The following is a 22575-nucleotide window of genomic DNA, read 5'->3' as shown; positions in this document are numbered from 1 at the left end:
AGGACGACATGCTTCGAACCAAGGCCGTGGATGGCGCGGCGATCAAGCAAGCCATCGAAGGACGCGACGGCAAGATGCTGGCGAGCTTCTATGCCGACGACGCGGTCGTGCGCGTCATCGACCGGAACAACCCGCCGAGCAAGCCGCGCGAGGTGCGCGGCAGGCAGGCGATCGCCACCTTCTGGGACGACATCTGCAGCCGGGCAATGACCCACCAGGTCGATACGACGATCGCCGAGGGCAGCCGACTCGCCTTCACGCAGGCCTGTGCCTATCCGGACGGCACGCGCGTTTTCTGCGCGGCGATCCTCGACCTTTCCGACGGGCTCATCGTCCGCCAGACGGTCGTGCAGGCTTGGGACGAGTAGGCCTGTTGCAAAGGGAGCCCAGGCGACAATGCCTTCGGCGTCCGGAACTGCGCCCTGCAAAGCTGCCTTGCTGCGGCTTGTCGTCGGGCGGGTTTCGCGATGAAGGCCGCCGTCAACCGGGCGCGCGACCAGAATGGCTTCCTCCTCGGCGGCGCGCCAAAGTTCCCCGAAAAAATTCGCATGTATCGCGGCGTGCCACGTCGGAAAGGGCGGCTGACAGGCGGTGCGAAGCGGCTATAGTCGCCGGTGGTTCGCGAGGCCGGGGACGGCGCGGCGACAGGACATGGAGACGAGAGATGAAGCCCACGCCCATCACGGCGGCGCCTGGCGACGCCGCGGCCCGCAAGGCGGTCAAGCCGGTGATCTGCTACCCGGTCGAGACCCTGCCGCGCCCCGACCTTGCCGCCTATCGCGCGCTCCGCGACGATCTGGCGCTCGTCGAGACGGTCGTCGTGCCGCCGCGCGAGGCGGCGACCTGGTCGGTGCCGGCGGGGCATTTCTGCCGCATCGTCTGCAGCGAGGGGCCGCAGGTGGGAGACCTCAACCTCTTCAATGCCAATGACCTGAAGGAGCGGCTCTATACGGGCAAAACGCGGGCGCTCGCCGGCACCCATGTCGGCCTCGGCGACCAGCTCTTCTCCAATTTCCCCTATCTGCGCCCCATCGCGACCATCACGCACGATACGCTCGACTGGTACGGCTTCGACGCGTTCGGCGGCGCGGTGCATGACGTGATCGGCACGCGGTGCGATCCCTATACGCACAACCTGCTCAGCCATGGCGGGCAGTATCACCATTGCTGCCACTCGAACCTCACCCGCGCTTTCGCCGCGAAGACGGGCATGGCGCCGCGCGAGGCCGAGACCTATGTGCACGACGTGCTGAACGTCTTCATGTGCACCGGCTTCACGCGCGATACGGGCCAGTATTTCATGAAGGCGAGCCCGGTGCGGCCGGACGATTATCTGGAGTTCTTCGCCGAGATCGACCTTCTCGGCTGCATGTCGGCCTGCCCGGGCGGGGATTGCTCGGCGCAGCATTCCTCCGACACGGCGGCGTGTTATCCGATGGTCGTGGAGATCTACAAGCCGAAGGCTTTGCCGGAAGGCTGGGCGCCGCCGCCGGTCAACGGCTACGACGGCACCCACGGGCTCTAGCCGAAGCGGCATGGCTTCGGCGCCGGACAATGCGGCGGTAGCAAGACGCTCAGCGCGGGCGGCGGATGGCGCGGATCTTTCCGCTGTTGCCGCCGCCGCAGAAGAAGCGGTCGGCACCGTCGGATTCGAGGCCCGATACGCCGGTGCCCGCCGGCATGACGATGGTGTCGAGCACGGCGCCGGTCTCCGGGTCGAGATGGCGCAGGTCGCTTTCCTCGCCCTCCCAGGTGCCGTGCCACAGTTCGCCGTCCACCCAGGTGACGCCCGTCACCATGCGGTTGCTCTGGATGGTGCGCAGGACGGCGCCGGTTTCCGGGTCGATCTCATGGATCTGCCGGCTGCGGTATTCGCCGACCCAGAGCGAGCCTTCCGCCCAGGTGAGGCCGGAATCGCCGCCATTGCCGGGCGCGGGGATGGTGGAGACGATCGCGCCGGAGGCGGGGTCGATCTTGTGGATGCGGTCTTCCGCGATCTGGAAGAGGTGGCGGCCGTCATAGGCGGTGCCGGCATGGGCCGAGAGGTCGATCGTGCGCAGCACGCGGCCGTCGTCCGGGTCCAGGGCATTGACCTTGTCGCCGGAGGCGAACCAGACGGCCTTGCCGTCGAAGGTGACGCCGTGGACCTGCTCCACGCCGGGGAAGGGGCCGTATTCGCGCAGGATGTCTGCCTTGGAAGTGGTCATCTCAATCTCCTTTGGATCGTTGATGGGACGATCCTAATCGCCCGGCAGCGGACCCGGGAGTAACAAGAGTGTCGAGAAAGCGCCGGGCGTCGGCGTCAGCCAGCGCCGGCCGCGGCCGCGGCCGATCGCCTGCACCCTGCCGTCCGCGCAGAGCTGTTCGAGGGCGCGCTGCACGGTGCGCGCGCTGGTGCCGAGCGCGATGGCGAGCGCCGAGCTCGACCAGGCCTCGCCATCGGCAAAGAGCGCCAGCACGTCGGCATGGGGTTCGTCACGCGGTGGCGCCAGCACGGCGACGGTCCGTCCGTCACGCGGCACCAGCAGGAAACCGTCCCGCGTGGCGGTGATCTCGGCGAGGGCTTCCAGTTCGGCCCGCAGCCGGCCCGTCTCCACGCGCAGCCGGGCGCGGTGGGACTCGTCTGCCTGCCGGGCGCGGAAGGCGCGCAGCAGCAGGCTTTCCCGGCTGGCGTCACCGGGAAAGGCCTCGGCGAGCGTGCGCAGAAGCGCGAACAGGATCGGCCGCGTGGCCAGCGAGACGGTGGTCTCGCCGCAGCGCACGACGTGGCGGCAGGCATCGACCACCAGCCTGTCGGTCGCCAGCAGCGTCTCGACCTCATGGGGAAGGAGAGGGCGCTCCCCGCTATCCGCGATCGCGCGCGCAGCCGGCCTTTGCAGGACCGTCGCGGCGTCCTCCACCTCCTGGATCAGGGCGGGGATGCCGGCCTGCCGGGCGGCGGCTGCGGCGCGCGTGAAGGCCTCGCGGGCCGTCGCCGTGTGCAGCCGGCGGATCGCGATGCCGGCGGCGGCGAGCGCGTGCGCGGCCCGAAGCGGCGGGGGCAGGGGGACGGGATCGATCGCGGCCAGGAGCGCGGCGGCATCGGCGAGCCTGCCGATCAGCAGCAGGCGACGGACGGCGAGCATCCGGGCATGGGCGGCGTTCAGCCGGTCGCCATGGGCGGCGAGCGTCGCCTCGGCGGCGGAAAGCGCCTTCACCGGCCAGGTGAGATCACGCGAGACGAGGGCGATTTCCGCCTCGGCGACGACGCAGCGCGCCCGCGCCACCGCCTCGCGCGGGCCGAAGGCGCGGGCGGCGCTCTTCAGCAGCGCCTTCGCGCGGTCGAGATCGCCGAGCTGCGCCATGGCGATGCCGCGCAGCGCCAGTGCCGGGGCGTCGTCGCGCAGCGCCACGCGGTTCAGCGCGCCGAGCGGATCGCCGGTGGCGAGCGCCCGGGCGGCGGCGGTGATCATCGAGTCCATTGAATTCCCGTCACATTTGTAACTCCCGCTTTTCCGCGACTGGCGCTTAATCTCGGTGCATCGATAGAGAAGAAAGGCGTTTCACGATGCGCAATCAAGTCGTTTCCCATGAGAATTGGCTGAAAGCCCGCCTGGAGCTGCTGGCCGCGGAAAAGGCCTTCACCCGCCAGCGCGAGGCGCTGACCCGCCGCCGCATGGCGATGCCCTGGGAACGGGTGGAGAAGGCCTACCGTTTCGAGGGGCCGGATGGCGGCCTGACGCTGGAGGATCTTTTCGCCGGGCGCTCCCAGCTCCTCGTCTATCACTTCATGCTCGGGCCCGACTGGCAGGAAGGCTGCAAGTCCTGTTCCTTCTGGGCCGACAACTTCAACGGCATCCCGGTCCATCTTGCCCGGCGCGACGTGACCTTCACGGCGGTCTCGCGCGCGCCGCTGGAAAAGATCGAATCCTACCGGCGGCGCATGGGCTGGAGCTTTCCGTGGGTGTCCTCGGGCGGCAGCGACTTCAACTTCGACTACCAGGCCTCCGCGACACCGGAGGAACTGGCGGCGGGGCGCGCCTACTACAATTTCGCGATTTGTTCGAACACGGTGTCGGAAATGGTCGGCGTCAGCGTCTTTTACAGGAGCGGGCCGGGCGAGGTGTACCACACCTATTCCTGCTACGCGCGCGGCGTCGAGATGGTGAACGGTGCCTATCACTTCCTCGACCTCGTGCCGAAGGGCCGCGACGAGGACGGCCTTCGCTATCCTATGGAATGGGTAAGGCGGCACGATCAGTATTGATTTGGGCGCGGCCCCGGCCAGCCGGCGGCCGCAGAGGAGATGACAATGATCCATACGCATTATCGCTGGGTGATCGTCGCCGCGGGCGGCCTCCTCGGCTGCATCGCCATCGGCGCGATGTTCTCGCTGCCGGTCTTCCTGTTGCCGATCGCCAGGGATACCGGCTGGTCGGTGACCGGCATTTCCACCGCCATGACCGTCGGCTTTCTCGCCATGGTCTTTGCCAGCATGGTCTGGGGCGGCCTTTCGGACCGCTGGGGGCCGCGGCCGGTCGTGCTGTCGGGCTCGGTGCTCCTGGCGGCGAGCCTGCTTGCGGCGAGCCTCGCGCCGTCGCTCCTTGCCTTCCAGTTCGTCTTCGGCCTGGTGGCGGGGGTGGCGGTCGCCGCGGTCTTCGCGCCGATGATGGCCTGTGTGACGGGATGGTTCGATACGCATAGGAGCCTTGCCGTCTCGCTCGTCTCGGCCGGCATGGGCATGGCGCCGATGACCATGTCGCCCTTCGCCGCCTGGCTCGTCACCTTCAACGACTGGCGCAGCGCGATGCAGATCATCGCGCTCCTCGTCGCCGTCGTGATGATCCCGGCATCCCTGCTGGTGCGGCGCGCGCCGGCGCTGGAGGTGGGCGGCGAGGGCCTTGCCGCGTCCGACGAGCCACAGGCCGGCATGACGACGCGCGATATCCTGAAGACGCCGCAGTTCATCATCCTGTGCCTGACGAACTTCTTCTGCTGCGCCACCCATTCCGGGCCGATCTTCCACACGGTGAGCTATGCCATCACCTGCGGCATTCCGATGATCGCCGCCGTCTCGATCTACAGCATCGAGGGGCTCGCGGGCATGGGCGGCCGGGTCGTCTTCGGTCTTCTCGGCGACCGGTTCGGCGCCAAGCACATCCTCGTGCTCGGCCTTTTCGCGCAGGCCTTCGGCGCGCTCGCCTATGTCTTCACCGGTGGGCTTGCCTCCTTCTACGTCGTGGCGGGCCTGTTCGGCTTCATCTATGCCGGCGTCATGCCGCTCTATGCGGTGATCGCGCGGGAAAACTTCCCGCTGCGCATGATGGGCACCGTCATCGGCGGCACGGCCATGGCCAGCAGCCTCGGCATGGCGCTGGGGCCGGTCGCCGGCGGGCTGATCTACGACACCTTCGCCAGCTATACCTGGCTCTATGTCGGCTCGTGGGGCATCGGCCTCGGCGCCTTCCTGATCGCCATGACGTTCAAGCCGGTGCCGAAGGCGCGCGAGGCGCTGGCGGCGGCCTGAACGGTCGGGGTGCATCGTACGCTCGGTCCTCAGGGGTCAACCCCGGGAAATGGACGAAAACCAGTGCCCATCCCTTCTCCTCGCCGGGGAGAAGGGATGGGCGGCGATGCAGAGGTGGTGCGGACAGCTTTGCCCTATGCCGCTCCGGAAGGGTCGCCGATCGGCATCAGGGCGGGGTTCGTCGCCTGCTTCCGCTCGATCCTTTCTTCCTCGGTCTTAGCGGCATCGTCCGGCGGGTCGTCGCGGGTCTTGCCGGCATCGCGCAGTTTCTCCCGGGACGGGTCGGCATTGTTTTCCCCATGGGCGTCCCGGTCGCGATCCGGATCGTCCTTGGCGGGAAGGTAGCCACGCGGGCGCGTCGCCTCGGGGCCTTCCCAGCGGGGGGATTGCTCGGTGGTGCCGGGGGCACCGCTCTGTGGCTTTCCAATGGTCACGGTCGGCTCCTTTATTACTCCGGGGGCTTGTTCCGGCGCGTCTCAGAAATTCAGGAACTGCGCCGGGTTCTCGCGGGCGCGCATGAGCAGGTCCAGCTCCCGTTTCGAGGGACCGAACTTGTCGTAGAGGCGCTTGGCCTCCTGCGCCGGCAGGTCATAGGCCGCGCGAAAGGTTTCTATCGTGTAGCGCTCCCCCGACAGCCTGCGGTGGTCGGGAAACAGCTTGGATTGGTCCGGCATGGGCGATCACGCTCAATCGTCTTCGACCCTGCTCCAACCGGCAAGGGGAGCGATTGTTCCGGTGGAAAGAGGAAAAAATCGGGTGCATCCGGGAGCGTCGCGGAAGGGGCTTTCGCGATAGCGTAAGCCCCGCCTGCGGGGGAGTGGAGATGCGTGTTGCGGAAAGCTGCCGCGCCGACGCGAAACAGCGACGAGGCCGGAACATTCGCGTTCCGGCCTCGTCGTCCGGGAGAAATCCAAGCGGGAGATCCGACCACGGATGTCCGACGAAGATTGTATAATTAAATATCCGAAAAACTGTATCGCCTGATAGCTTTGTCGGTACGCCCTGACCCCTTCTGCGGCGTGAGATGCGCCCCTGGAAGCGTGCGAAACGGCAGTTAATGTCCAACGTACATGGCTTCATACCCAAAGTACATGGCCGATTTCCCGGGATTGTCGACATTCCATATCGGGAACTGTTGATGATGTGTTTTTTGCATTGTACACAATAATTGCGATCCGGAAGATCGCGATGGGGCGGTGCCGCTGGAGGGCGGCGCCGGCCGCATCCAACGATACCCAATGGGAGGGGAAGCATGAAGCAGGCACTTCTTTCGATCTGCGCGGCCGCGCTCGGACTGACCATGGCCGGCCAGGCCTCGGCCGCCGGCACGCTCGAAACCGTCAAGGCGCGCGGCAAGCTGGTCTGCGGCGTCTCGCTGGCGACGCCGGGTTTCGCGGCACCCGATGACAAGGGCCGCATGCAGGGTTTCGACGCCGATATCTGCCGCTCGATCGCCGCCGCGGTCTTCGGCGACGGCGACAAGGTCGAGTTCGTCCCGACCAACATCAACACGCGCTTCCAGGCGCTGCAGTCCGGCGAGATCGACGTCCTGTCGCGCCAGACGACCCACACCTTCTCGCGCGATGCCTCGCTCGGTCTCGATTTCGGCCCGACGGTCTTCTATGACGGCCAGGGCCTGATGGTGGCGAAGTCGCTCGGCGTTGCCAGCGCCAAGGAGCTGACGGAAGCGGCGATCTGCACCCTGCCGGGCACCACGACGGCGCAGAACATTTCCGACTTCTTCCGCGCGATCAACGGCAAGTTCGAGCTCGTCGTCTTCGAAAGCCCGGACGAGAACCGTGCGGCCTTCTATTCCGGCCGCTGCGAGGCGATCACCTCCGACCGGTCCGACCTTGCCTCGATCCGCGCCGTCGCCAACAACCCGGACGACTATGTGGTCCTGCCGGAAACCATCTCCAAGGAGCCGCTGGCGCCGGCCTTCCGCCAGAACGATTCCAACTGGGGCGACATCGTCTCCTGGTCGGTCTGGCTGCTGATGGCCGCCGAGGAGAAGGGCATCACCCAGGCGAATGTCGACGAGATGCTGAAGAGCGAGGACCCGGACGTGCAGCGCATGCTCGGCGCCACGGAAGAGCTCGGCAAGATGCTCGGCCTCGACAACAACTGGGGCCACAGCATCATCAAGAGCGTGGGCAACTATGGCGAAGTGTTCGAGCGCAATCTCGGCGAGGGCACCAGGCTCGGCCTGACGCGCGGCCCCAACGCGCTGTGGAACGCCGGCGGCCTGATCTATTCGCCGCCGATCCGCTGATCGCTTTCAAGCGCTCACCCGGGCGCGCGCATGGCGGTGCGTGCGCCCGTCCCCTTTTTGTTCTTAGCGGTGGGGATTCATGGCTTTCCTGCACGACACGCGCTTTCGCGCCTTCTTCTACCAGGTCGTCGCGATCGGCGCCGTGATCCTCGTCGGCTGGACGATGTTCTCGACGGCGAGCGGCAACCTCGCCAAGCAGAACATCGCGACCGGCTTCGACTTCCTGACTCGGCCCGCCGGCTTCGTCATCACCGAGGCCGCCATCGCCTTCGAGGCGACCGACACGGTCGGCCGGGCCATCCTCGTCGGCATCGCCAACACGGTGAAGGTGTCGCTGCTCGCCGCCATCTTCGGCACGCTCCTCGGGCTTGCGGTGGGCATCGCGCGCATGTCGCGCAATCCGCTGCTGGCGCGTCTTGCGCTCGTCTATGTCGAGCTTCTGCGCAATGTGCCGCTGCTCCTCTATCTCTTCCTCTGGTATTCGCTGATCATCCTCATCCTGCCGCCGGTCAGGCAGGCGCTGAACCTCCTGCCGGGTGTCTATCTCTCCAACAGCGGCCTTGTCGTGCCGGCGGCCCTGGTCGAAAGCGGCGGCGGCGCGCTGCTCGCCTGCCTCCTCGGCGGCGCGGCGGCGGCGTTCGCCATCCGCCGGGTTTCCATGCGCAAGCGTGTCGCGACGGGCCGGTCGAACCACGGCGGGCTCATCGCCACGGCCGCCTTCGTGCTGCCGGCCCTGCTGCTCTGGCTTGCGGGCGGCGTCGGCATAAGCTGGGATTTCCCGACGGCCGGAAAATTCCGCCTGACGGGCGGGCTGCATGTGCGACCGGAATTCGTGGCGCTGCTCTTCGGCCTTGCGCTCAGCGTCTCGGCCAATGTCGCGGAGATCGTGCGCGCCGGCATCCAGGCGGTCAATAAGGGCCAATGGGAGGCCGCGGCCGCGCTCGGCCTTGCCCGCGGCAAGACCATGCGGCTCGTCGTGCTGCCGCAGGCGCTGCGCATCATCATCCCGCCGCTCACCAACACCTATCTCACCGTTTTCAAGAACAGCTCGCTCGCCATCGCCATCGGCTATCCGGACCTCGTCATGGTCTCCAACACGGTGATGAACCAGACTGGCCAGGCAATCGAGACGATCGCGATCTTCATGGGCGTCTACCTTGCCCTGTCGATCGCCATCTCGCTGCTGATGAACTGGTACAATGCGCATGTCGCGCTGAAGGAGCGCTGAGATGGCCGACGTCCAGACCCTTGCTTTGGCGCCGCCGCAGCCGGCACCGGCGGCCCCGCGCCTCGGCAGGCTTTCCGCCTATTTCGGCACGCCCGGCAACACGCTCGTCAGCGTGCTGTCCATCGCCGCCATCGTCTTCATCGCCAAGCTCGCCTTCGGCTGGCTGGTGGTCGATGCGGTGTTCTCCGGCAATGGCGAGACCTGCAAGGCGGCAAGCGGCGCCTGCTGGCCGTTCGTCGCGCAGAAGCTGCGCTACATGCTGTTCGGCTTCTATCCCTATGACGAACAGTGGCGGCCGATGCTGGCGCTGCTGCTGCTCTTCGCCGCCTTCCTCGTTTCCATGATGCCGCGCTTCTGGAGCCGGGGCCTGCTTCTCGCCTGGATCCTCGCCATCCTGCCGGTGCTCTACATCCTGATGGCCGGCGGCGTCTTCGGCCTGACGCCCGTCGCGACGACGAGCTGGGGCGGCCTGCCGCTCTCCTTCATGCTCTCCTTCGTCGGGCTGACGCTCGCCATGCCGCTCGGCATCGTGCTGGCGCTGGCGCGCGCTTCCAACCTGCCGGCGATCCGCGTTCTCGCCGTCGGCTTCATCGAGATCGTGCGCGGCGTGCCGCTGATCAGCATCCTCTTCATGGCGACGGTCATGCTGCCGCTGTTCATGCCAGACGGCGTCACCATCGACAAATTGCTGCGCGCGCAGGTGGCGATCATCCTCTTCGCCTCTGCCTATATCGCCGAGATCGTGCGCGGCGGCCTGCAGGACGTGCCCGCCGGGCAATACGAGGCGGGATCCTCGCTCGGGCTGCACTACTGGCAGGTCATGCGCAAGATCGTGCTGCCGCAGGCGCTCAAGAAGGTCATCCCGCCGATGGTCGGCCTCTTCATCGGCTTCTTCCAGGATACGACGCTCGTCACCATCGTCGGCCTCGTCGATTTCCTCGATACGGTGCGCTCGGCCATCCGCGATCCGCAATGGCAGGGCATCGCCGTGCTCGAAGGCTATCTCGTCGCCGCCGCCGTCTACTTCACCTTCAGTGCCCTGATGGGCGCCTATAGCCGCTTCCTCGAAAAGCATTTTCGGACGACCCATGCCTGATACGATCACCGTCATCCGCAACGCCCATACCGTCATCGCCTATGATGCGGCCCGCGGCGGCCATGCCTATCTCCACGATGCGGACGTCGCCTTCGATGCGGCCGGCTTCGTCCATGTCGGCGGGCGCTACGAGGGGCCGTTCACGGCGGAAATCTCCGGCCGCGACCGCATGGTCATGCCGGGCCTCGTCAACGTGCACTGCCATTCCGGCGAGGAGCCGGTCTCCAAGAGCCTGTTCGAGGATGCCGGCACGGCCGCCCTCTGGGGCCAGGCGATGTACGAATATTCGACGCTGATCGAAATAAGCGACGATGCGGTCGAGGCCGCGCTCACCGTCATGCTCGGCGATCTCCTGCGCAGCGGCGTCACCACCTTCGTCGACATTGCCGGCCCGCATGCCTGCTGGCTGCCGACGCTCGCAAGGAGCGGCGCGCGCGCCTATGTCGCCCCGGGTTTCCGCGAGGCGGCCTGGCATGTCGAGGACAGCCACCGGCTCGATTTCCGCTGGGACGCCGCGCGCGGCCGCGACGCCTTCGCCCGGGCGCTGGAGACGGTCGATGCCGCCCGCGCGCATCCCTCGGGCCGGCTCGGCGGCATCGTCGCCCCGGCGCAGGTCGAGACCTGCTCGCCGGACCTGTTGCAGGCGGCGGCGGAGGCGGCGCGCATCCGCGGCGTGCCGATCACCGTGCATGCCGCGCAGACCATGGCCGAGCACGAGGAGCTCGTGCGCCGCCACGGCCTCACCGCCGTCGCCTATCTCGAAAGCCTCGGCCTTCTCGGGCCGGACCTCATCCTCGGGCACTGCATCTTCATCGACAGCCACGCCTGGACGCGCCAGCGCACGGCGGCCGACCTCGACCGGCTCGCCGCCAGCGGGACGAGCGTCGCCCATTGCCCGGTCACCTTCTCGCGCAGCGGCATGGTGCTGCAATCGCTCGGCCGCTACCGGCAGGCGGGCGTCAACGTGGCGATCGGCACGGACAGCTATCCGTTCAACATGCTGGAGGAGATGCGCATGGCGATGATCTGCGCCCGCATCGCCGGCGGCTCGGTCTTCGACGTCGATACCGCCGCGGTCTTCGAGGCGGCCACGCTATCAGGTGCCAGGGCCCTCGGGCGCAGCGACATCGGCCGCATCGCCCGCGGCGCGAAGGCGGATTTTTCGCTGGTCGACCTCAGGCACCCCGGCATGCAGCCGCTCTACGATCCGCTGCGCAACCTCCTGCACTGCGCCGCCGAACGCGCCGTGGCCGCCGTCTATGTCGACGGCGCCTGCGTCATGCGGGAGGACCGCCCGACGCTGGTCGACTACGACGGCGCGCTGGCCGAGCTGCAGGCGGTGCAGGATTTCGCGGTGCGCCGCCTTCCGGCGAACGATCCGCGCGGCCGGCCCGCCACGACGCTCGCACCGCTGTCGCTGCCGGTTCTGTCCTGACGCGATCCGGGGAAATCTCTGTCTGGAGCGCAGGTCGGCTCCGGGCCGATATCCGTGGTGCTGCGGATCGCCAAGGCGCGGGCGAGGCCCTATGATGGTCCTCCCGATCCCTGACGCGGCTTCATCCCGGATGCGTGCACGCCCGACCTTTCTCCGTTCCTCGGCCGCCCTTGCCGGCGGCTGGCTGCTGCTCGTCGCCGCCTTCGGCCTCTATTCGGCCGAAAGCCACCGGCAGGCGCTGGAGCTGGACGTCTCCGAGAGCGGCCGCGCGCTGCAAAGGGCGGTCTCGCAGCGCGTCGCCCAGCACGATGCCCACCTGACGAGCCTCAGTGCCCTCGGGCTTGCGCAGGCGCAGCCGTCGGAGGATTTCGATCTCGTTGCAAAATCCATCCTGCGCTTCTATCCGCGCATCGTCGCGATCGACCTTATCCGCCTGATGCCGCGCGAGGGGGCGAGCGTCGTGAGTTCGGCGACATCCGCCGATGGCGCGACGGCGAGCCCCGAAGAGGTCTCGAAGGCCGTGGCGGCGCTGGCGGCCGGCAAGGCCGTCTACGGCGGGGATGCGCGGCCCGGCCACTACCGCCTGATGAAGCGCATGAACGACACGATGGCCGTCAGCCTCGATATCGACGGGGCAAGGCTCGTCGAGGACGAGGAACTGCCGCGCTGGGCCCTGCTCCGGCTGGCGACGGGGGAGGGCACGCTGCTGGAGATGGGGGCGGCGCAGCCCGCGGGTTCGGGCTTCCTCGCCCGCACCATCCGCTTCGAGGCGCCGATCGCCAGCGCCACGCAGCCGCTGCGCCTTTCGCTGCAACGCCATGTCACGCTGGCGGCGCTTCTTCCACCGCTGCCGCTTGCCCTCTTCGCAGCAATCTCGCTCGCCGGGCTTGTGCTCGTGCGCTCGCTGCTGCGCCACCGGCAGGAGGCGGCGCTGGCGCGGGAGGCGGCGGAGGCGGCTGCGCGGCGAGAGGCGCTGCGCCAGCACGAGACGAAGCTTGCCCATGCGCTGCGCATCAACAGCATAGGCGAAATGGCCTCGGGCATCGCCCATGAACTGACCCAGCCGCTGACGGCGCTGCTCAGCCAGAGCCAGGCGGGCCGGCGCATCGCGGCGGCGGCCGGCCTCAAGGATACGCCGATCGACGGCGTGCTTGCCGCCAATGTGCTGCAGGCCAAACGCGCGGCCGATATCCTGGTGCGCCTGCGCGCCTATGTCGGCAAGAGCGCGCCGGAGGCCGGCGTGCACGACCTCTCGCGCCACGTCGCCGATATCGTCGCGCTGTCGCGCATCGACCTCGACCGGCGCGGCATCGCGCTCGACGTCGACCTGCCGGAGGCCCCGGCGCTGGCGCGGGTCGATCCGGTGGAGATCGAGCAGGTCATCCACAACCTCATCCGCAATGCCGCCGACGCGGTGGGCGAGGCGGGGCGGACGGACGGGCGGGTGCGTGTGGCGCTCACGTCCTATGCGGCCGGCCATGCGATCCACGTTAGCGACAACGGCACCGGCATTGCGCCGGATATCCTGCCGCGGCTGTTCGAGCCGTTCTTCTCCGGCAAGCCGGACGGCATGGGGCTCGGGCTCAGCCTGTGCGAAAGCATCGTCGAGCGTTTCGACGGCAGCATTTCGGCGGAAAACGCGGCGGCGGGCGGCGCGGTCTTCACCGTGCGGCTGCCGGCGGCGGACGGCTTCGAGGAACGGGAAGAGGCAGCGGAATGACGATGGCGCCGGTCTATCTGGTCGATGACGACGAGGGGGTGCGCAGCGCGCTGTCGCTGCTGCTCGGCACCTACGGCATCCGCATCGAGACCTTCGGCGATCCCACCGCGTTCCTCGCCCGCGCGCCGAAGCTCAAGCCCGGCGTGCTGCTTCTCGATCTGCGCATGCCGGCGATCACGGGCCTGCAACTGCACGAGAAGCTCGCCGCCATCGGCTGCGACTGGCCGACGATCATCTGCACCGGCCATGGCGACGTGCACGCCTGCCGCCGCGCCTTCAAGGCCGGCGTCGTCGATTTCCTGACCAAGCCCATCGACGAGCAGGTACTGGTCGAGGCGCTGCAGCAGGCCTCCGGTGCGCTGGACGTGCATGCGGAGCGGGCCGAGGCGGCGAAACTGGTGGCGCAGCTTACCGACCGCGAGCGCGAGGTGCTGGACATGGTGGGGCGCGGCTGGTCGACGAAGGAGATCGCCGAAGCCCTGCAGCTCTCGCCCCGCACGGTCGATACGCACCGGGCCAACATCGCCCAGAAGCTCGGCACGACCTCGGTCGCGGAATTCGCGCGCCTTTCGCTGATCGGGCAGGCTCCGTAGTCCTACCGACCCCGCTCCGTCCGTCCACCGATACCGCGAAAGCCGGAAATCTCCGAAAAGAGGGCCGTCGCCGCCAACGAGACCGAGCGGCCCAGATGGAGATAGACATGAAGACCTTCGTTGCCGCCGCCTTCGCCGCCCTCACGCTTGCCGGCGCCGCCCAGGCTGAAATCCTCACCGAGCGCAACATGCCGCTCGACATCGCCGTCGAGGCGGCCGACGCTGCCGTGAAGGCCTGCGCTGCCAAGAAGTTCAACGTATCGGTCGCCGTCGTCGACCGCGCCGGCGTCACCCGCGCGGTCCTGCGTGCCGACCGCGCCGGCCCGCACACGCTCGACAGCGCCGTCCGCAAGGCCTACACCGCCGCGTCCATGCGCACGCCGACCCAGACGATCGCCGAAAATGTCGGCAAGAACCCGGCCGCTGCCCAGCTCGTTTCGATCGAGGGCCTGCTGGTGCTTGCCGGCGGCGTGCCGGTCAAGGCGGGTGAAGAGACGATCGGCGGCATCGGCGTCGGCGGCGCGCCGAGCGGCGATATCGACGACGAATGCGCCCGCGCCGGCATCGAGGCCGTCAGCGCCAAGCTGAAGTAGGACGCCGTCCACGTGACGGAAAAGCCCCGGCATCGTGCGGATGCCGGGGCTTCTTGCCGTTCGGGCGGCCAAAGATGCCGCTTGCCCGAAGCTGATGCCGGCAGCGCCATGGCTGGATATGGGGGATTCCTATTCGCGCCCGGGCGAAATATGAGTGCTGCATGGATGATTCGGCGGCGATTCGTTTTTCCGGTCGTGGCGGCAGGGTGTTTCAGAGGAGCCTCCTGCTTGCGGCCTGCACGGCAGCAGCGCTGGCTGCCGGCTGCGCGGCGCGACCGGGCGCCGGTATCGCGACGCTTTCCACCACCGTTCCGGCGTCGAGCGCGCTGGTGCTGCCCGGTCCGGGCACGCTGTCGATCGTCAGCGTGATCCAGCGGCAATATACCAATGCGGTCGAGCAGCAGATCGCGCTGTCCACCTCGGCGGCGACGCCCGGCCAGAACTTCATCAGCATCCAGGCCTTCGGCCCGGTGGAGACGACGGTGATGCCCGGCGGCACGCTGGCCTTCAAGCCGGTGCAGCATTCGGCGATCCGAAGCGAGATCCGCGCCGCGCTGCCCGGCCGCGCGCTGGCGATCTCGCCGAATTTCGTGCGCAACAGCTACGGGCCGTTCGGCTACGCCTACGGGCGCGGCGCGGGCGACGATGGCTGCCTCTATGGCTGGCAGCAGATCCGCGCGGACGAGGCGGACCGCGACAAGCTCAACAGCTACGGCTCCATCCAGATCCGCCTGCGCGTCTGCCAGTCCAGTGCGGGCGAGAAGGAACTGGTCGAGATGATGTACGGCTACACCATCGTCGGCGGCTTTTCCGGCGCGACCTGGAACCCCTACGGCACGCCGGCTGCGGTCGACAGCGGGATTGGCGGCGGCGAGCCGCTGCGGGTCGCGATCGAGGAGCGCAAGGCGCCGATCACGACCGTCGTGGAGACCGGTACGCGCGTGCCGGCTGCCCGCCGCCAGACGGACAGGAAACCTGTCGAACGGCGCACCGAGACGCTCGACAGGGGCGATGCCGTCATCGTGCCGTCGCCGACCGGCGGCACCGTCTCAGGAACGGAAGGGGAGGCCGTCGTGGTGCCGTCACCCGTTTGCATTACATCGTCCTCCGGGTCGACAACCTGCAATTGAAGTCCGGCGCCTAATTTTTCCTTAACATAATGGGGCGTAAGGTCCCGGGTTGGAACGCGCTATGACGGCGAAGGACGGCGTATGAGACATATCGGCACGATCATCCTGTGGGCACTGGTCTCCGCCCTGGTGATCCTCGTGATCACGCTGCCCATCAACCTGCAGACCCAGCTCATCGCCAGCATCGCGGTGGTTACCTTCATGGCGGTGATCAAGGTGCTGCGCGCCGAGGGCATCTGGCGGCTGATCGCGCTCGCCTTCGGCACAGCCGTCGTGCTGCGCTATGTCTACTGGCGCACCACCAGCACGCTGCCGCCGCTGAACCAGCTGGAGAACTTCATACCGGGCTTCCTGCTCTATCTCGCCGAGATGTACAGCGTGATGATGCTGGCGCTCAGCCTCTTCGTCGTCGCCATGCCGCTGCCGCCGCGCAAGAGCCGCGTTGCCGAGGAGGGCCGGCTGCCGACGGTCGACATCTTCGTGCCGAGCTACAACGAGGACACCGGCCTCCTCGCCAACACGCTCGCCGCCGCCAAGGCGATGGACTATCCGGCGGACAAGCTCACGGTCTGGCTGCTCGACGACGGCGGCACGGAGCAGAAGCGCAATGCGGCGGCGGTGATCGAGGCGCAGGTGGCCGAAGCCCGCCACCGCGAGCTCCAGGCGCTCTGCCGCGACCTCGGCGTCAACTACCTGACCCGCGCCCGCAACGAGCATGCCAAGGCCGGCAACATGAACAACGGCATGCAGCACTCGACCGGCGAGCTGATCGCCGTCTTCGACGCGGACCATGCGCCGGCCCGCGATTTCCTGCGCGAGACGGTGGGCTACTTCGCCGACGACCAGAAGCTCTTCCTCGTCCAGACGCCGCATTTCTTCCTCAACCCGGATCCGCTGGAGCGGAACCTGCGCACCTTCGAGACGATGCCGAGCGAGAACGAGATGTTCTACGGCATCATCCAGCGCGGCCTCGACAAGTGGAACGCCGCCTTCTTCTGCGGCTCGGCCGCCGTGCTGCGGCGCACCGCGCTCAACGAGGCGGGCGGCTTTTCCGGCCTCTCGATCACCGAGGACTGCGAGACGGCGCTGGCGCTGCATTCGCGCGGCTGGAACAGCGTCTATGTCGACAAGCCGCTGATTGCCGGCCTGCAGCCCGCCACCTTCGCCAGCTTCATCGGCCAGCGCAGCCGCTGGGCGCAGGGCATGATGCAGATCCTGCGCTTCCGCTTCCCGCTGTTCAAGCGCGGCCTCTCGCTGCCGCAGCGGCTCTGCTACATGTCGTCGATGCTGTTCTGGCTGTTTCCCTTCCCGCGCACGATCTTCCTCTTCGCGCCGCTGTTCTACCTGTTCTTCGACCTGGAAATCTTCACGGCCTCCGGCGGCGAGTTCCTCGGCTACACGCTCGCCTACATGCTCGTGAACCTGATGATGCAGAACTATCTCTACGGTTCGTTCCGCTGGCCCTGGATCTCCGAGCTCTACGAATATGTGCAGAGCGTGCATCTCCTGCCCGCCGTCGTCTCGGTCATGCTCAACCCGACCAAGCCGACCTTCAAGGTGACCGCGAAGGACGAGTCGATCCGCGAATCGCGGCTTTCGGAGATCAGCCGGCCGTTCTTCGTCATCTTCGCCGTGCTGTTCGTCGCCTTCCTGATGAGCATCTACCGCTTCTATTCCGAGCCCTACAAGGCCGACGTCACCTTCGTCGTCGGCGGCTGGAACCTGCTCAACCTCATCATCGCGGGTTGCGCGCTCGGCGTCGTCTCGGAGCGCAGCGAAAGGGCGGCGAGCCGGCGCGTGACGGTCAAGCGCCGCTGCACCTTCATCGTCGACGGGCGGGAATATCCCTCGACCCTGGAGAATGTCTCGGCCAACGGCGCGCGCGTGCAGGTCTTCGGGCTGGAGCCGGACCTGGCGAAGGACGCGCGCTGCGCGCTGCGCTTCACGCCCTACGGTGCCGGGCAGGAGGAAGTCCTGCCGGTCGATGTGCGCAATGTCGAAAACCTCGGCAGCGTGATCGCCGTCGGCTGCCGCTTCATGCCGGAAGTGGCGCGGCACCATTCGCTCGTCGCCGACCTGATCTTCGCGAATTCCAACCAGTGGAGTGATTTCCAGGTCTCGCGCCGCTACAATCCGGGCCTGTTCCGCGGCTCGCTGTGGTTCCTCGGCATTGCCGTCTACCAGACCAGCCGCGGGCTGCTCTATCTCGCGCGCAGCTTTGGCGGCGGACGCAAGAAGGAGGCTGCCTCGTGATGCTCCTGCCCGTCAGGGCCGCGCTTTGCGGCCTCGTCTTCTCGCTCTCCGCGTCCGTCGCCTTCGCGCAGGATACGTCCGTGCCCTTCGACATGTCCGGCGAGCGCGATCCGGCCGTCGAGAAGACGCCGGCGGTGGAGGAGACCACCCCCGCGGTGCGGGAAACCAGGCAGCCGGAGAAGAAGGCGGCGACCCCCGACCTTTCCACGCGGCGCTACATCGTTCCCGCAAAGTCGCTGCTTCTGGAAGGGGAGGTCGCAAGCCAGTCCTTCCCGCTCTTCCTCACCCCGCAGCAGGCGGGCAGCGCGACCACGATCAATCTCGGCTATTCCAACGCCGTCGTCGTGGCGCCGGAATCCTCCCGGCTCACCGTCGTCGTCAATGACGTGGTGGTGGGCGAGGTGCCGGTCCAGTCCGCGGAAGGCATCAAGGACGTGCGCTTCGACCTGCCGGCGGGCCTCCTGCGCCCCGGCGTCAACCGGGTGACCTTCAATGCCGCGCACCGCCACCGCACCGACTGCACGATCCGCTCGACCTATGACCTGTGGACGTCGCTCGACCCGGCCCGCACCTACCTGACGGTGCCGCGCGACACGAGCGGCCGCCTCCTGACGACCGACGACATCGCGGCCATCGGCCTCGGGCCGACGGGGCAGACGAAGTTCGTCATGGTCGTGCCGGAAATGGGCCAGCCCGTCGCCACCAATGCGCTGATGCGGCTGAGCCAGGGGCTCGCGCTGATGGCGAAGATGCCGAACCAGACCTTCGACCTTACGGATGCGCTGCCGCCGACGGCGGGGGCCGGGGAACTGACGGTGCTGGTCGGCACGGCCGGCAATCTGGCGGCGCTGCTGCCGGGCCTGCCCGCGACGGCGCGCTCCTCGGCCGTCGCCACCTTCGTCGATGCGCCGGACGGCGACCGCAAGGTCTTCGTCGTCAGCGGGCCGGACTGGCCGTCGATCGAAGGCGCGGTGGAAGGCATGGTCTCGCCCATCGACCGGCCGCTCAGCGTGACACGCGAAGCCCTCAGCGTGCGCCAGCGCAACGGCGCGGATATGCCGCTCATCCTGGGAGAGACGTCGCCGACCTTCGCCTCGCTCGGCGTGCGCACCGGCGAATTCAGCGGCCGGCGCTATCGGACCGGCTTCGACATCGGCATTCCCTCGGATTTCTATGCGGATGCCTATGGCGAGGCGACGCTGCTGCTCGATGCGGCCTATTCGCCGGAGGTGCTGCCGGGCAGCCATATCGACATCTATGTGAACGGCAACATCGCGACGACGGTGCCGATCACCAGCCGCAACGGCGGCGTCTTCCGCCATCTGCCGATCCGCGTGACCATGCGGCATTTCCGGCCCGGGCCGAACCGCATCGACATCGAGACCGCGCTCCTGACCGAGGCGGACAAGATCTGCGCGCCGGGCTCCAGCGCAAGCGAGGAGCCGCGCTTCGCGCTGTTCGATTCCTCCGAGTTCCGCATGCCGCGTTTTGCCCGCGTCGCGCAGCTCCCCAGCCTTGCCGCCCTGTCGGGCACGGGCTTCCCCTACAATCGCCAGGTCGATCCGGTGGCGCTCTATCTCGACCGCCTCGACGCGGACACCCTGTCGACCAGCGCGACCTTCCTCGGCAAGATGGCGGTCTCGAGCGGGCGCGCGCTGCAGGTCCGCCCGGAATCCTCGGCGCTCGCCATCGGCGAACGCAATGCCATCCTGGTGGGCACGATCTCGCAGCTTCCCCCGCTCGTGCTCGGCCAGACGCATATCGCCGCCGAAAGCGCGTCCGCCTGGGGCGGGCCGGCCGATGGCGGCGCGCAGCACGGCGCGACCCAGGACGCCATAGACGAGTGGCAGTCGCGCGTGCGCGGCGGCTCCTGGCGCGGGCAGATTTCCGCGCTGGAAGCCTGGCTGCAGGAGACCTTCGACATCCCGCTCTCCTCGCTGCGCCTGCTGCCCGGCGAAGAGCCGCTCGTGGCACCGGGCGATACGGCGCGCTTCCTCGTCGCGCAGGGCGACAGCCCCGACGAAGGCGCGACCTGGACCGTGCTCTCCGCGCCGACCGGGGCCGACCTCAAGGCCGGCATGGTGGCGATCGCGCAGGACGAACGCTGGCAGCAGCTCGACGGCTATGTCAGCCTGGACAGCAAGGACGCGGACGCGCTCGACACGCGCCCGGTCAGCCGAACCCGCTTCGTTGCGACGCAGCCCTGGACCTTCTCCAACATGCGGCTCGTCGCCGCGAACTGGCTGTCCTCCAACATCCTCGCCTATGCGGTGGTGTTCTGCATCCTGTCGATCCTGCTCGGCATCGCCACGTCCGGCCTCCTGCGCCGCTTCGGCAGGGAAGTCTGATCGCGCCTGTTTACCGACGGTTAACCCTATCGGGGTTTTATCACGACTGGTTGGCTCTTCCCGGGGAAAGGACGGCATGTTCCATCGTTCATGGCGCATGGTGTCGCTGTAAACCGGGCCGGGGTCGATTGGAAGTTGAGTGTTGCAGCGTCCGTTGTGCGTCATGACCGACGCGTGGTGCTGTGGTGGCAGTGATGGACCGAAGGAAATTCGGGATGAAGTCGATCCTCGTGGCGTTCGTCCTCGTCTCCGCCGGCGCAGCCAGCGTCGCAGGCGTATCCTTCGGCGTGCCCGATGGCCTGATGAAGGGCCTGCCGCGTCTCGGCGCGGGAACCGACGACGTCACCACCAGCAGCACGGACGACGTGCCCCCCTCCCTGACGAAGCGGTCGCGCGTCGTGGAAATCGCGCAGGCGCAGCAGACCGGGCAGGCGGCCGGCACCGGCACGGAGACGACGCCCGTCGTGGAGGCCGCCGAGACCAGGCCGGTGGTCGATGAAAGCGCGCTGCGCTACTTCGCCGCCCGTGGCGATACCGCCCGGCTGAATGCGGAGATCGCCCGGCTGCGCACGCTCTACCCCACCTGGACGCCGCCGGAGAACCCGCTCGCCGTGCCGGTCAACGAAGACCGTCAACTCGAGGAGATGTGGGCGCTCTACGCCCAGTCGCGCTATGCGGACGTGCGCGCGGCGATCGCCAGGCGCCAGCAGGACGACCCGCAATGGACGCCGCCCGCCGACCTCGTCGACCGCCTCGACGTGGCGGAGAAACGCGCCGAGCTGGTGGCCGCCTCCAATGCGGGGCGCAGCGAGGATGTCGTGCGCCTCGGCGCGGAGACGCCGAGCCTGCTTACCTGCTCGGATGCGGATGTGCTCTGGCGCGTCGCCGAGGCCTTCGTGAAGACCGAGCGCGTGCAGCGCGCCAAGGATGCCTACGGCTACATGCTCGACAATTGCTCGGACGGGCCGATCCGCGTCGCCACCGTGCAGAAGGCCTCGACCCTGCTCGGCTATGCCGACATGCAGGATCTGATGGCCCGCGAGCGCACCGGCGCCGATGGCGTCAAGGAATTCGACACGATCCGCAACGATCTCGCCCGCCGCTTCGTGGGCGAGGGCGACGAGGATGCGGCGATCACGGTCGCGCCGGCCTATCTGAAGCTCGTCGAGAAGCTGGTGACGGACGAGGGGCTCGCCTCCGATGCGCTGCTGCTCGGCTGGTATCACCTCCGGCGCGACCAGAACGCGCTGGCCGAACCCTTCTTCCGCAAGGCGCGTGCCGTCGAGGATTCCGCCTCGGCCTCGCAGGGGCTCGCCCTCATCCTCCTCGCGCGCAAGATGCCCGGCGAGGCGGAGGAGGTGATGTATGCCTGGCGCACGACCTCCGACCAAGCGATGCAGACCTATCTCGCCGCCACCGCCAACCTCCTGGCGCTCGATCCGCCGCCGAAGCTCGATGCCAAGGTGCTCGGCCGCATCGCGCAGGTGACGCTGGAGGAGAAGCATCCGCAGACCGGCGAACAGTTCGGCTGGTATGCGCTGGCCATGGACCAGCCGGGAACGGCCGAGGAATGGTTTTCGCAGGTGCTGGCGTGGAAGGCGGACTATGAGCCGGCCGCCTACGGGCTCGGCGTCGCGCGGCTGAGGCTGGAGGACCGCGCGGGCCTTGCCGCCGTCAAGCGGGCCTGGGCGGGCCGGTCCGAGCGCATCGCGCTGCTCGGCGAGCGGGACACCAGCGACGACGCCGCGCCGGCGCTGCGCGAACGGCAGGCGCGGATCGTCCGGACCGATCGCCGCGTGCCGGCGCGCACGGTGGTCGAGGAGGTTGCCCTGAAGCCGCAGCACGGCGCCCGCACGGCGCGCCGGACGGACGGCACCGTCGATTGCCGCAGCACGCGTGATCCCGGCGGCCTGTCGGCGGCGAGCGCGCTCTCGCTCGGCTGGTGCCTGATGGAGATCAACCGGCCGCTGGAGGCCGCGCAGGCCTTCGAGGCGGCGCTTGCCGGCGAGGGCCGCACCCGCAGCGATGCCGCCTATGGCCAGAGCCTTGCCTATCTGCGTGCGGGGCTGACGAGCGATGCCGCGGTCTCCGCCACCAAGGCGCGGCTTGAGCAGGGGCGCGTCGCCGAACTGCAGACGGCGATCCTCGGCGACCGCGCCGTCAGCAGTTTTCGCGCGCAACGCTATCGCGAAACCCTGATGTTCCTCGACCAGCGCCGCCAGTTCCATGCCGAACCGGCGGACCTGATGGTGCTGCGCGCCTATGCCTACAAGAATCTCGGCCGGCGCACGGATGCCATGCGGCTGTTCGAAGCGCTGGGCGAGACCGGCCGGCAGGACGCCATCCGTGCGCTTGCCGAAATGCGCCGCGAGCGGGATGGCCGCAAGTAACGCGATTTGGC

Annotated in this window: 18 protein-coding genes and 1 pseudogene; 15 read left to right on the top strand and 4 right to left on the bottom strand. The window is 68.1% G+C overall.

Features of this window, described 5'->3' with window-relative positions:
* The first annotated feature begins 8 nt into the window (after positions 1 to 8).
* Positions 9 to 368: a nuclear transport factor 2 family protein gene (locus tag AABQ55_RS17700; RefSeq protein WP_272805943.1), complete on the top strand. Its 360-nt coding sequence runs from the start codon at positions 9 to 11 to the stop codon at positions 366 to 368.
* A gap of 296 nt (positions 369 to 664) precedes the next feature.
* Positions 665 to 1525, top strand: a complete 861-nt coding sequence (locus tag AABQ55_RS17695) for an urea carboxylase-associated family protein (protein ID WP_244766897.1) — start codon at positions 665 to 667, stop codon at positions 1523 to 1525.
* A gap of 49 nt (positions 1526 to 1574) precedes the next feature.
* Here AABQ55_RS17695 and AABQ55_RS17690 read toward each other — a convergent pair whose 3' ends face one another.
* Both AABQ55_RS17690 and AABQ55_RS17685 read right to left on the bottom strand, forming a co-directional pair.
* A complete protein-coding gene (locus AABQ55_RS17690) occupies positions 1575 to 2207 on the bottom strand; it encodes a Vgb family protein (protein ID WP_272805942.1) in 633 nt (210 codons plus the stop codon).
* A 33-nt stretch (positions 2208 to 2240) separates the two neighbouring features.
* Positions 2241 to 3461, bottom strand: coding sequence for a helix-turn-helix domain-containing protein (locus AABQ55_RS17685; RefSeq protein ID WP_272805941.1), 1221 nt, complete (start codon positions 3459 to 3461; stop codon positions 2241 to 2243).
* Between the two features lie 86 nt (positions 3462 to 3547).
* On the opposite strand from AABQ55_RS17685, the gene AABQ55_RS17680 reads away from it, so the two are divergent.
* Together AABQ55_RS17680 and AABQ55_RS17675 are read left to right on the top strand one after the other, a co-directional pair.
* On the top strand, positions 3548 to 4246 hold the full coding sequence (locus AABQ55_RS17680; protein WP_272805940.1) for a DUF899 domain-containing protein: 699 nt from the start codon (positions 3548 to 3550) through the stop codon (positions 4244 to 4246).
* A 45-nt stretch (positions 4247 to 4291) separates the two neighbouring features.
* Positions 4292 to 5506, top strand: coding sequence for an MFS transporter (locus tag AABQ55_RS17675; protein WP_272805939.1), 1215 nt, complete (start codon positions 4292 to 4294; stop codon positions 5504 to 5506).
* Positions 5507 to 5748: 242 nt separating this feature from the next.
* Here the strand turns inward: AABQ55_RS17675 and AABQ55_RS17670 are convergent.
* Together AABQ55_RS17670 and AABQ55_RS17665 are read right to left on the bottom strand one after the other, a co-directional pair.
* Positions 5749 to 5940: pseudogene (locus AABQ55_RS17670) on the bottom strand (hypothetical protein); the annotation flags it as partial.
* A 42-nt stretch (positions 5941 to 5982) separates the two neighbouring features.
* Positions 5983 to 6180 carry a hypothetical protein gene (locus AABQ55_RS17665; RefSeq protein ID WP_244766892.1) on the bottom strand — a complete coding sequence of 66 codons (198 nt, stop codon included), beginning with the start codon at positions 6178 to 6180 and terminating at the stop codon, positions 5983 to 5985.
* Between the two features lie 578 nt (positions 6181 to 6758).
* Here AABQ55_RS17665 and AABQ55_RS17660 point away from each other — a divergent pair.
* The 11 genes from AABQ55_RS17660 to AABQ55_RS17610 all read left to right on the top strand — a co-directional run bounded on the left by AABQ55_RS17660 (position 6759) and on the right by AABQ55_RS17610 (position 22564).
* A complete protein-coding gene (locus AABQ55_RS17660; protein ID WP_272805938.1) occupies positions 6759 to 7778 on the top strand; it encodes an amino acid ABC transporter substrate-binding protein in 1020 nt (339 codons plus the stop codon).
* Between the two features lie 79 nt (positions 7779 to 7857).
* Positions 7858 to 9006: an amino acid ABC transporter permease gene (locus tag AABQ55_RS17655; protein WP_272805937.1), complete on the top strand. Its 1149-nt coding sequence runs from the start codon at positions 7858 to 7860 to the stop codon at positions 9004 to 9006.
* A gap of 1 nt (position 9007) precedes the next feature.
* A complete protein-coding gene (locus AABQ55_RS17650) occupies positions 9008 to 10102 on the top strand; it encodes an amino acid ABC transporter permease (RefSeq protein WP_272805936.1) in 1095 nt (364 codons plus the stop codon).
* Entirely contained in the window at positions 10095 to 11537 is a 1443-nt protein-coding gene (locus AABQ55_RS17645; RefSeq protein WP_272805935.1) for an amidohydrolase family protein, read from the top strand. The genes AABQ55_RS17650 and AABQ55_RS17645 overlap by 8 nt, the downstream gene beginning before the upstream one ends.
* A gap of 130 nt (positions 11538 to 11667) precedes the next feature.
* Positions 11668 to 13257: a sensor histidine kinase gene (locus AABQ55_RS17640; RefSeq protein ID WP_272805934.1), complete on the top strand. Its 1590-nt coding sequence runs from the start codon at positions 11668 to 11670 to the stop codon at positions 13255 to 13257.
* Positions 13254 to 13850, top strand: a complete 597-nt coding sequence (locus AABQ55_RS17635; protein ID WP_244766886.1) for a response regulator transcription factor — start codon at positions 13254 to 13256, stop codon at positions 13848 to 13850. The genes AABQ55_RS17640 and AABQ55_RS17635 overlap by 4 nt, the downstream gene beginning before the upstream one ends.
* Positions 13851 to 13957: 107 nt before the next feature.
* Positions 13958 to 14443: a GlcG/HbpS family heme-binding protein gene (locus tag AABQ55_RS17630; protein WP_272805933.1), complete on the top strand. Its 486-nt coding sequence runs from the start codon at positions 13958 to 13960 to the stop codon at positions 14441 to 14443.
* A 161-nt stretch (positions 14444 to 14604) separates the two neighbouring features.
* On the top strand, positions 14605 to 15573 hold the full coding sequence (gene bcsN, locus AABQ55_RS17625) for a cellulose biosynthesis protein BcsN (protein ID WP_272805932.1): 969 nt from the start codon (positions 14605 to 14607) through the stop codon (positions 15571 to 15573).
* Between the two features lie 81 nt (positions 15574 to 15654).
* Positions 15655 to 17826, top strand: coding sequence for a UDP-forming cellulose synthase catalytic subunit (gene bcsA, locus AABQ55_RS17620; protein WP_272805931.1), 2172 nt, complete (start codon positions 15655 to 15657; stop codon positions 17824 to 17826).
* On the top strand, positions 17826 to 20174 hold the full coding sequence (locus AABQ55_RS17615; protein ID WP_272807490.1) for a cellulose biosynthesis cyclic di-GMP-binding regulatory protein BcsB: 2349 nt from the start codon (positions 17826 to 17828) through the stop codon (positions 20172 to 20174). Before bcsA ends, AABQ55_RS17615 begins: the two co-directional genes overlap by 1 nt.
* 215 nt (positions 20175 to 20389) lie before the next feature.
* Positions 20390 to 22564 (top strand): cellulose synthase, encoded by a 2175-nt coding sequence (locus tag AABQ55_RS17610; RefSeq protein WP_272805930.1) that lies wholly within the window; start codon positions 20390 to 20392, stop codon positions 22562 to 22564.
* Positions 22565 to 22575 lie beyond the last annotated feature (11 nt).

The sequence above is a fragment of the Shinella sp. WSD5-1 genome (assembly GCF_963942435.1).
Classification (GTDB): Bacteria; Pseudomonadota; Alphaproteobacteria; order Rhizobiales; family Rhizobiaceae; genus Shinella; species Shinella yambaruensis.
This window is presented reverse-complemented; position numbering and strand designations above follow the sequence as displayed.

Bases quoted from the DNA above. Each gene is read 5' to 3' on its own strand.
- AABQ55_RS17700 (WP_272805943.1), top strand. From the start codon at position 9: ATGCTTCGAACCAAGGCCGTGGATGGCGCGGCGATCAAGCAAGCCATC.
- AABQ55_RS17695 (WP_244766897.1), top strand. From the start codon at position 665: ATGAAGCCCACGCCCATCACGGCGGCGCCTGGCGACGCCGCGGCCCGC.
- AABQ55_RS17690 (WP_272805942.1), bottom strand. From the start codon at position 2,207: ATGACCACTTCCAAGGCAGACATCCTGCGCGAATACGGCCCCTTCCCC.
- AABQ55_RS17685 (WP_272805941.1), bottom strand. From the start codon at position 3,461: ATGGACTCGATGATCACCGCCGCCGCCCGGGCGCTCGCCACCGGCGAT.
- AABQ55_RS17680 (WP_272805940.1), top strand. From the start codon at position 3,548: ATGCGCAATCAAGTCGTTTCCCATGAGAATTGGCTGAAAGCCCGCCTG.
- AABQ55_RS17675 (WP_272805939.1), top strand. From the start codon at position 4,292: ATGATCCATACGCATTATCGCTGGGTGATCGTCGCCGCGGGCGGCCTC.
- AABQ55_RS17665 (WP_244766892.1), bottom strand. From the start codon at position 6,180: ATGCCGGACCAATCCAAGCTGTTTCCCGACCACCGCAGGCTGTCGGGG.
- AABQ55_RS17660 (WP_272805938.1), top strand. From the start codon at position 6,759: ATGAAGCAGGCACTTCTTTCGATCTGCGCGGCCGCGCTCGGACTGACC.
- AABQ55_RS17655 (WP_272805937.1), top strand. From the start codon at position 7,858: ATGGCTTTCCTGCACGACACGCGCTTTCGCGCCTTCTTCTACCAGGTC.
- AABQ55_RS17650 (WP_272805936.1), top strand. From the start codon at position 9,008: ATGGCCGACGTCCAGACCCTTGCTTTGGCGCCGCCGCAGCCGGCACCG.
- AABQ55_RS17645 (WP_272805935.1), top strand. From the start codon at position 10,095: ATGCCTGATACGATCACCGTCATCCGCAACGCCCATACCGTCATCGCC.
- AABQ55_RS17640 (WP_272805934.1), top strand. From the start codon at position 11,668: ATGCGTGCACGCCCGACCTTTCTCCGTTCCTCGGCCGCCCTTGCCGGC.
- AABQ55_RS17635 (WP_244766886.1), top strand. From the start codon at position 13,254: ATGACGATGGCGCCGGTCTATCTGGTCGATGACGACGAGGGGGTGCGC.
- AABQ55_RS17630 (WP_272805933.1), top strand. From the start codon at position 13,958: ATGAAGACCTTCGTTGCCGCCGCCTTCGCCGCCCTCACGCTTGCCGGC.
- bcsN (WP_272805932.1), top strand. From the start codon at position 14,605: ATGGATGATTCGGCGGCGATTCGTTTTTCCGGTCGTGGCGGCAGGGTG.
- bcsA (WP_272805931.1), top strand. From the start codon at position 15,655: ATGAGACATATCGGCACGATCATCCTGTGGGCACTGGTCTCCGCCCTG.
- AABQ55_RS17615 (WP_272807490.1), top strand. From the start codon at position 17,826: ATGCTCCTGCCCGTCAGGGCCGCGCTTTGCGGCCTCGTCTTCTCGCTC.
- AABQ55_RS17610 (WP_272805930.1), top strand. From the start codon at position 20,390: ATGAAGTCGATCCTCGTGGCGTTCGTCCTCGTCTCCGCCGGCGCAGCC.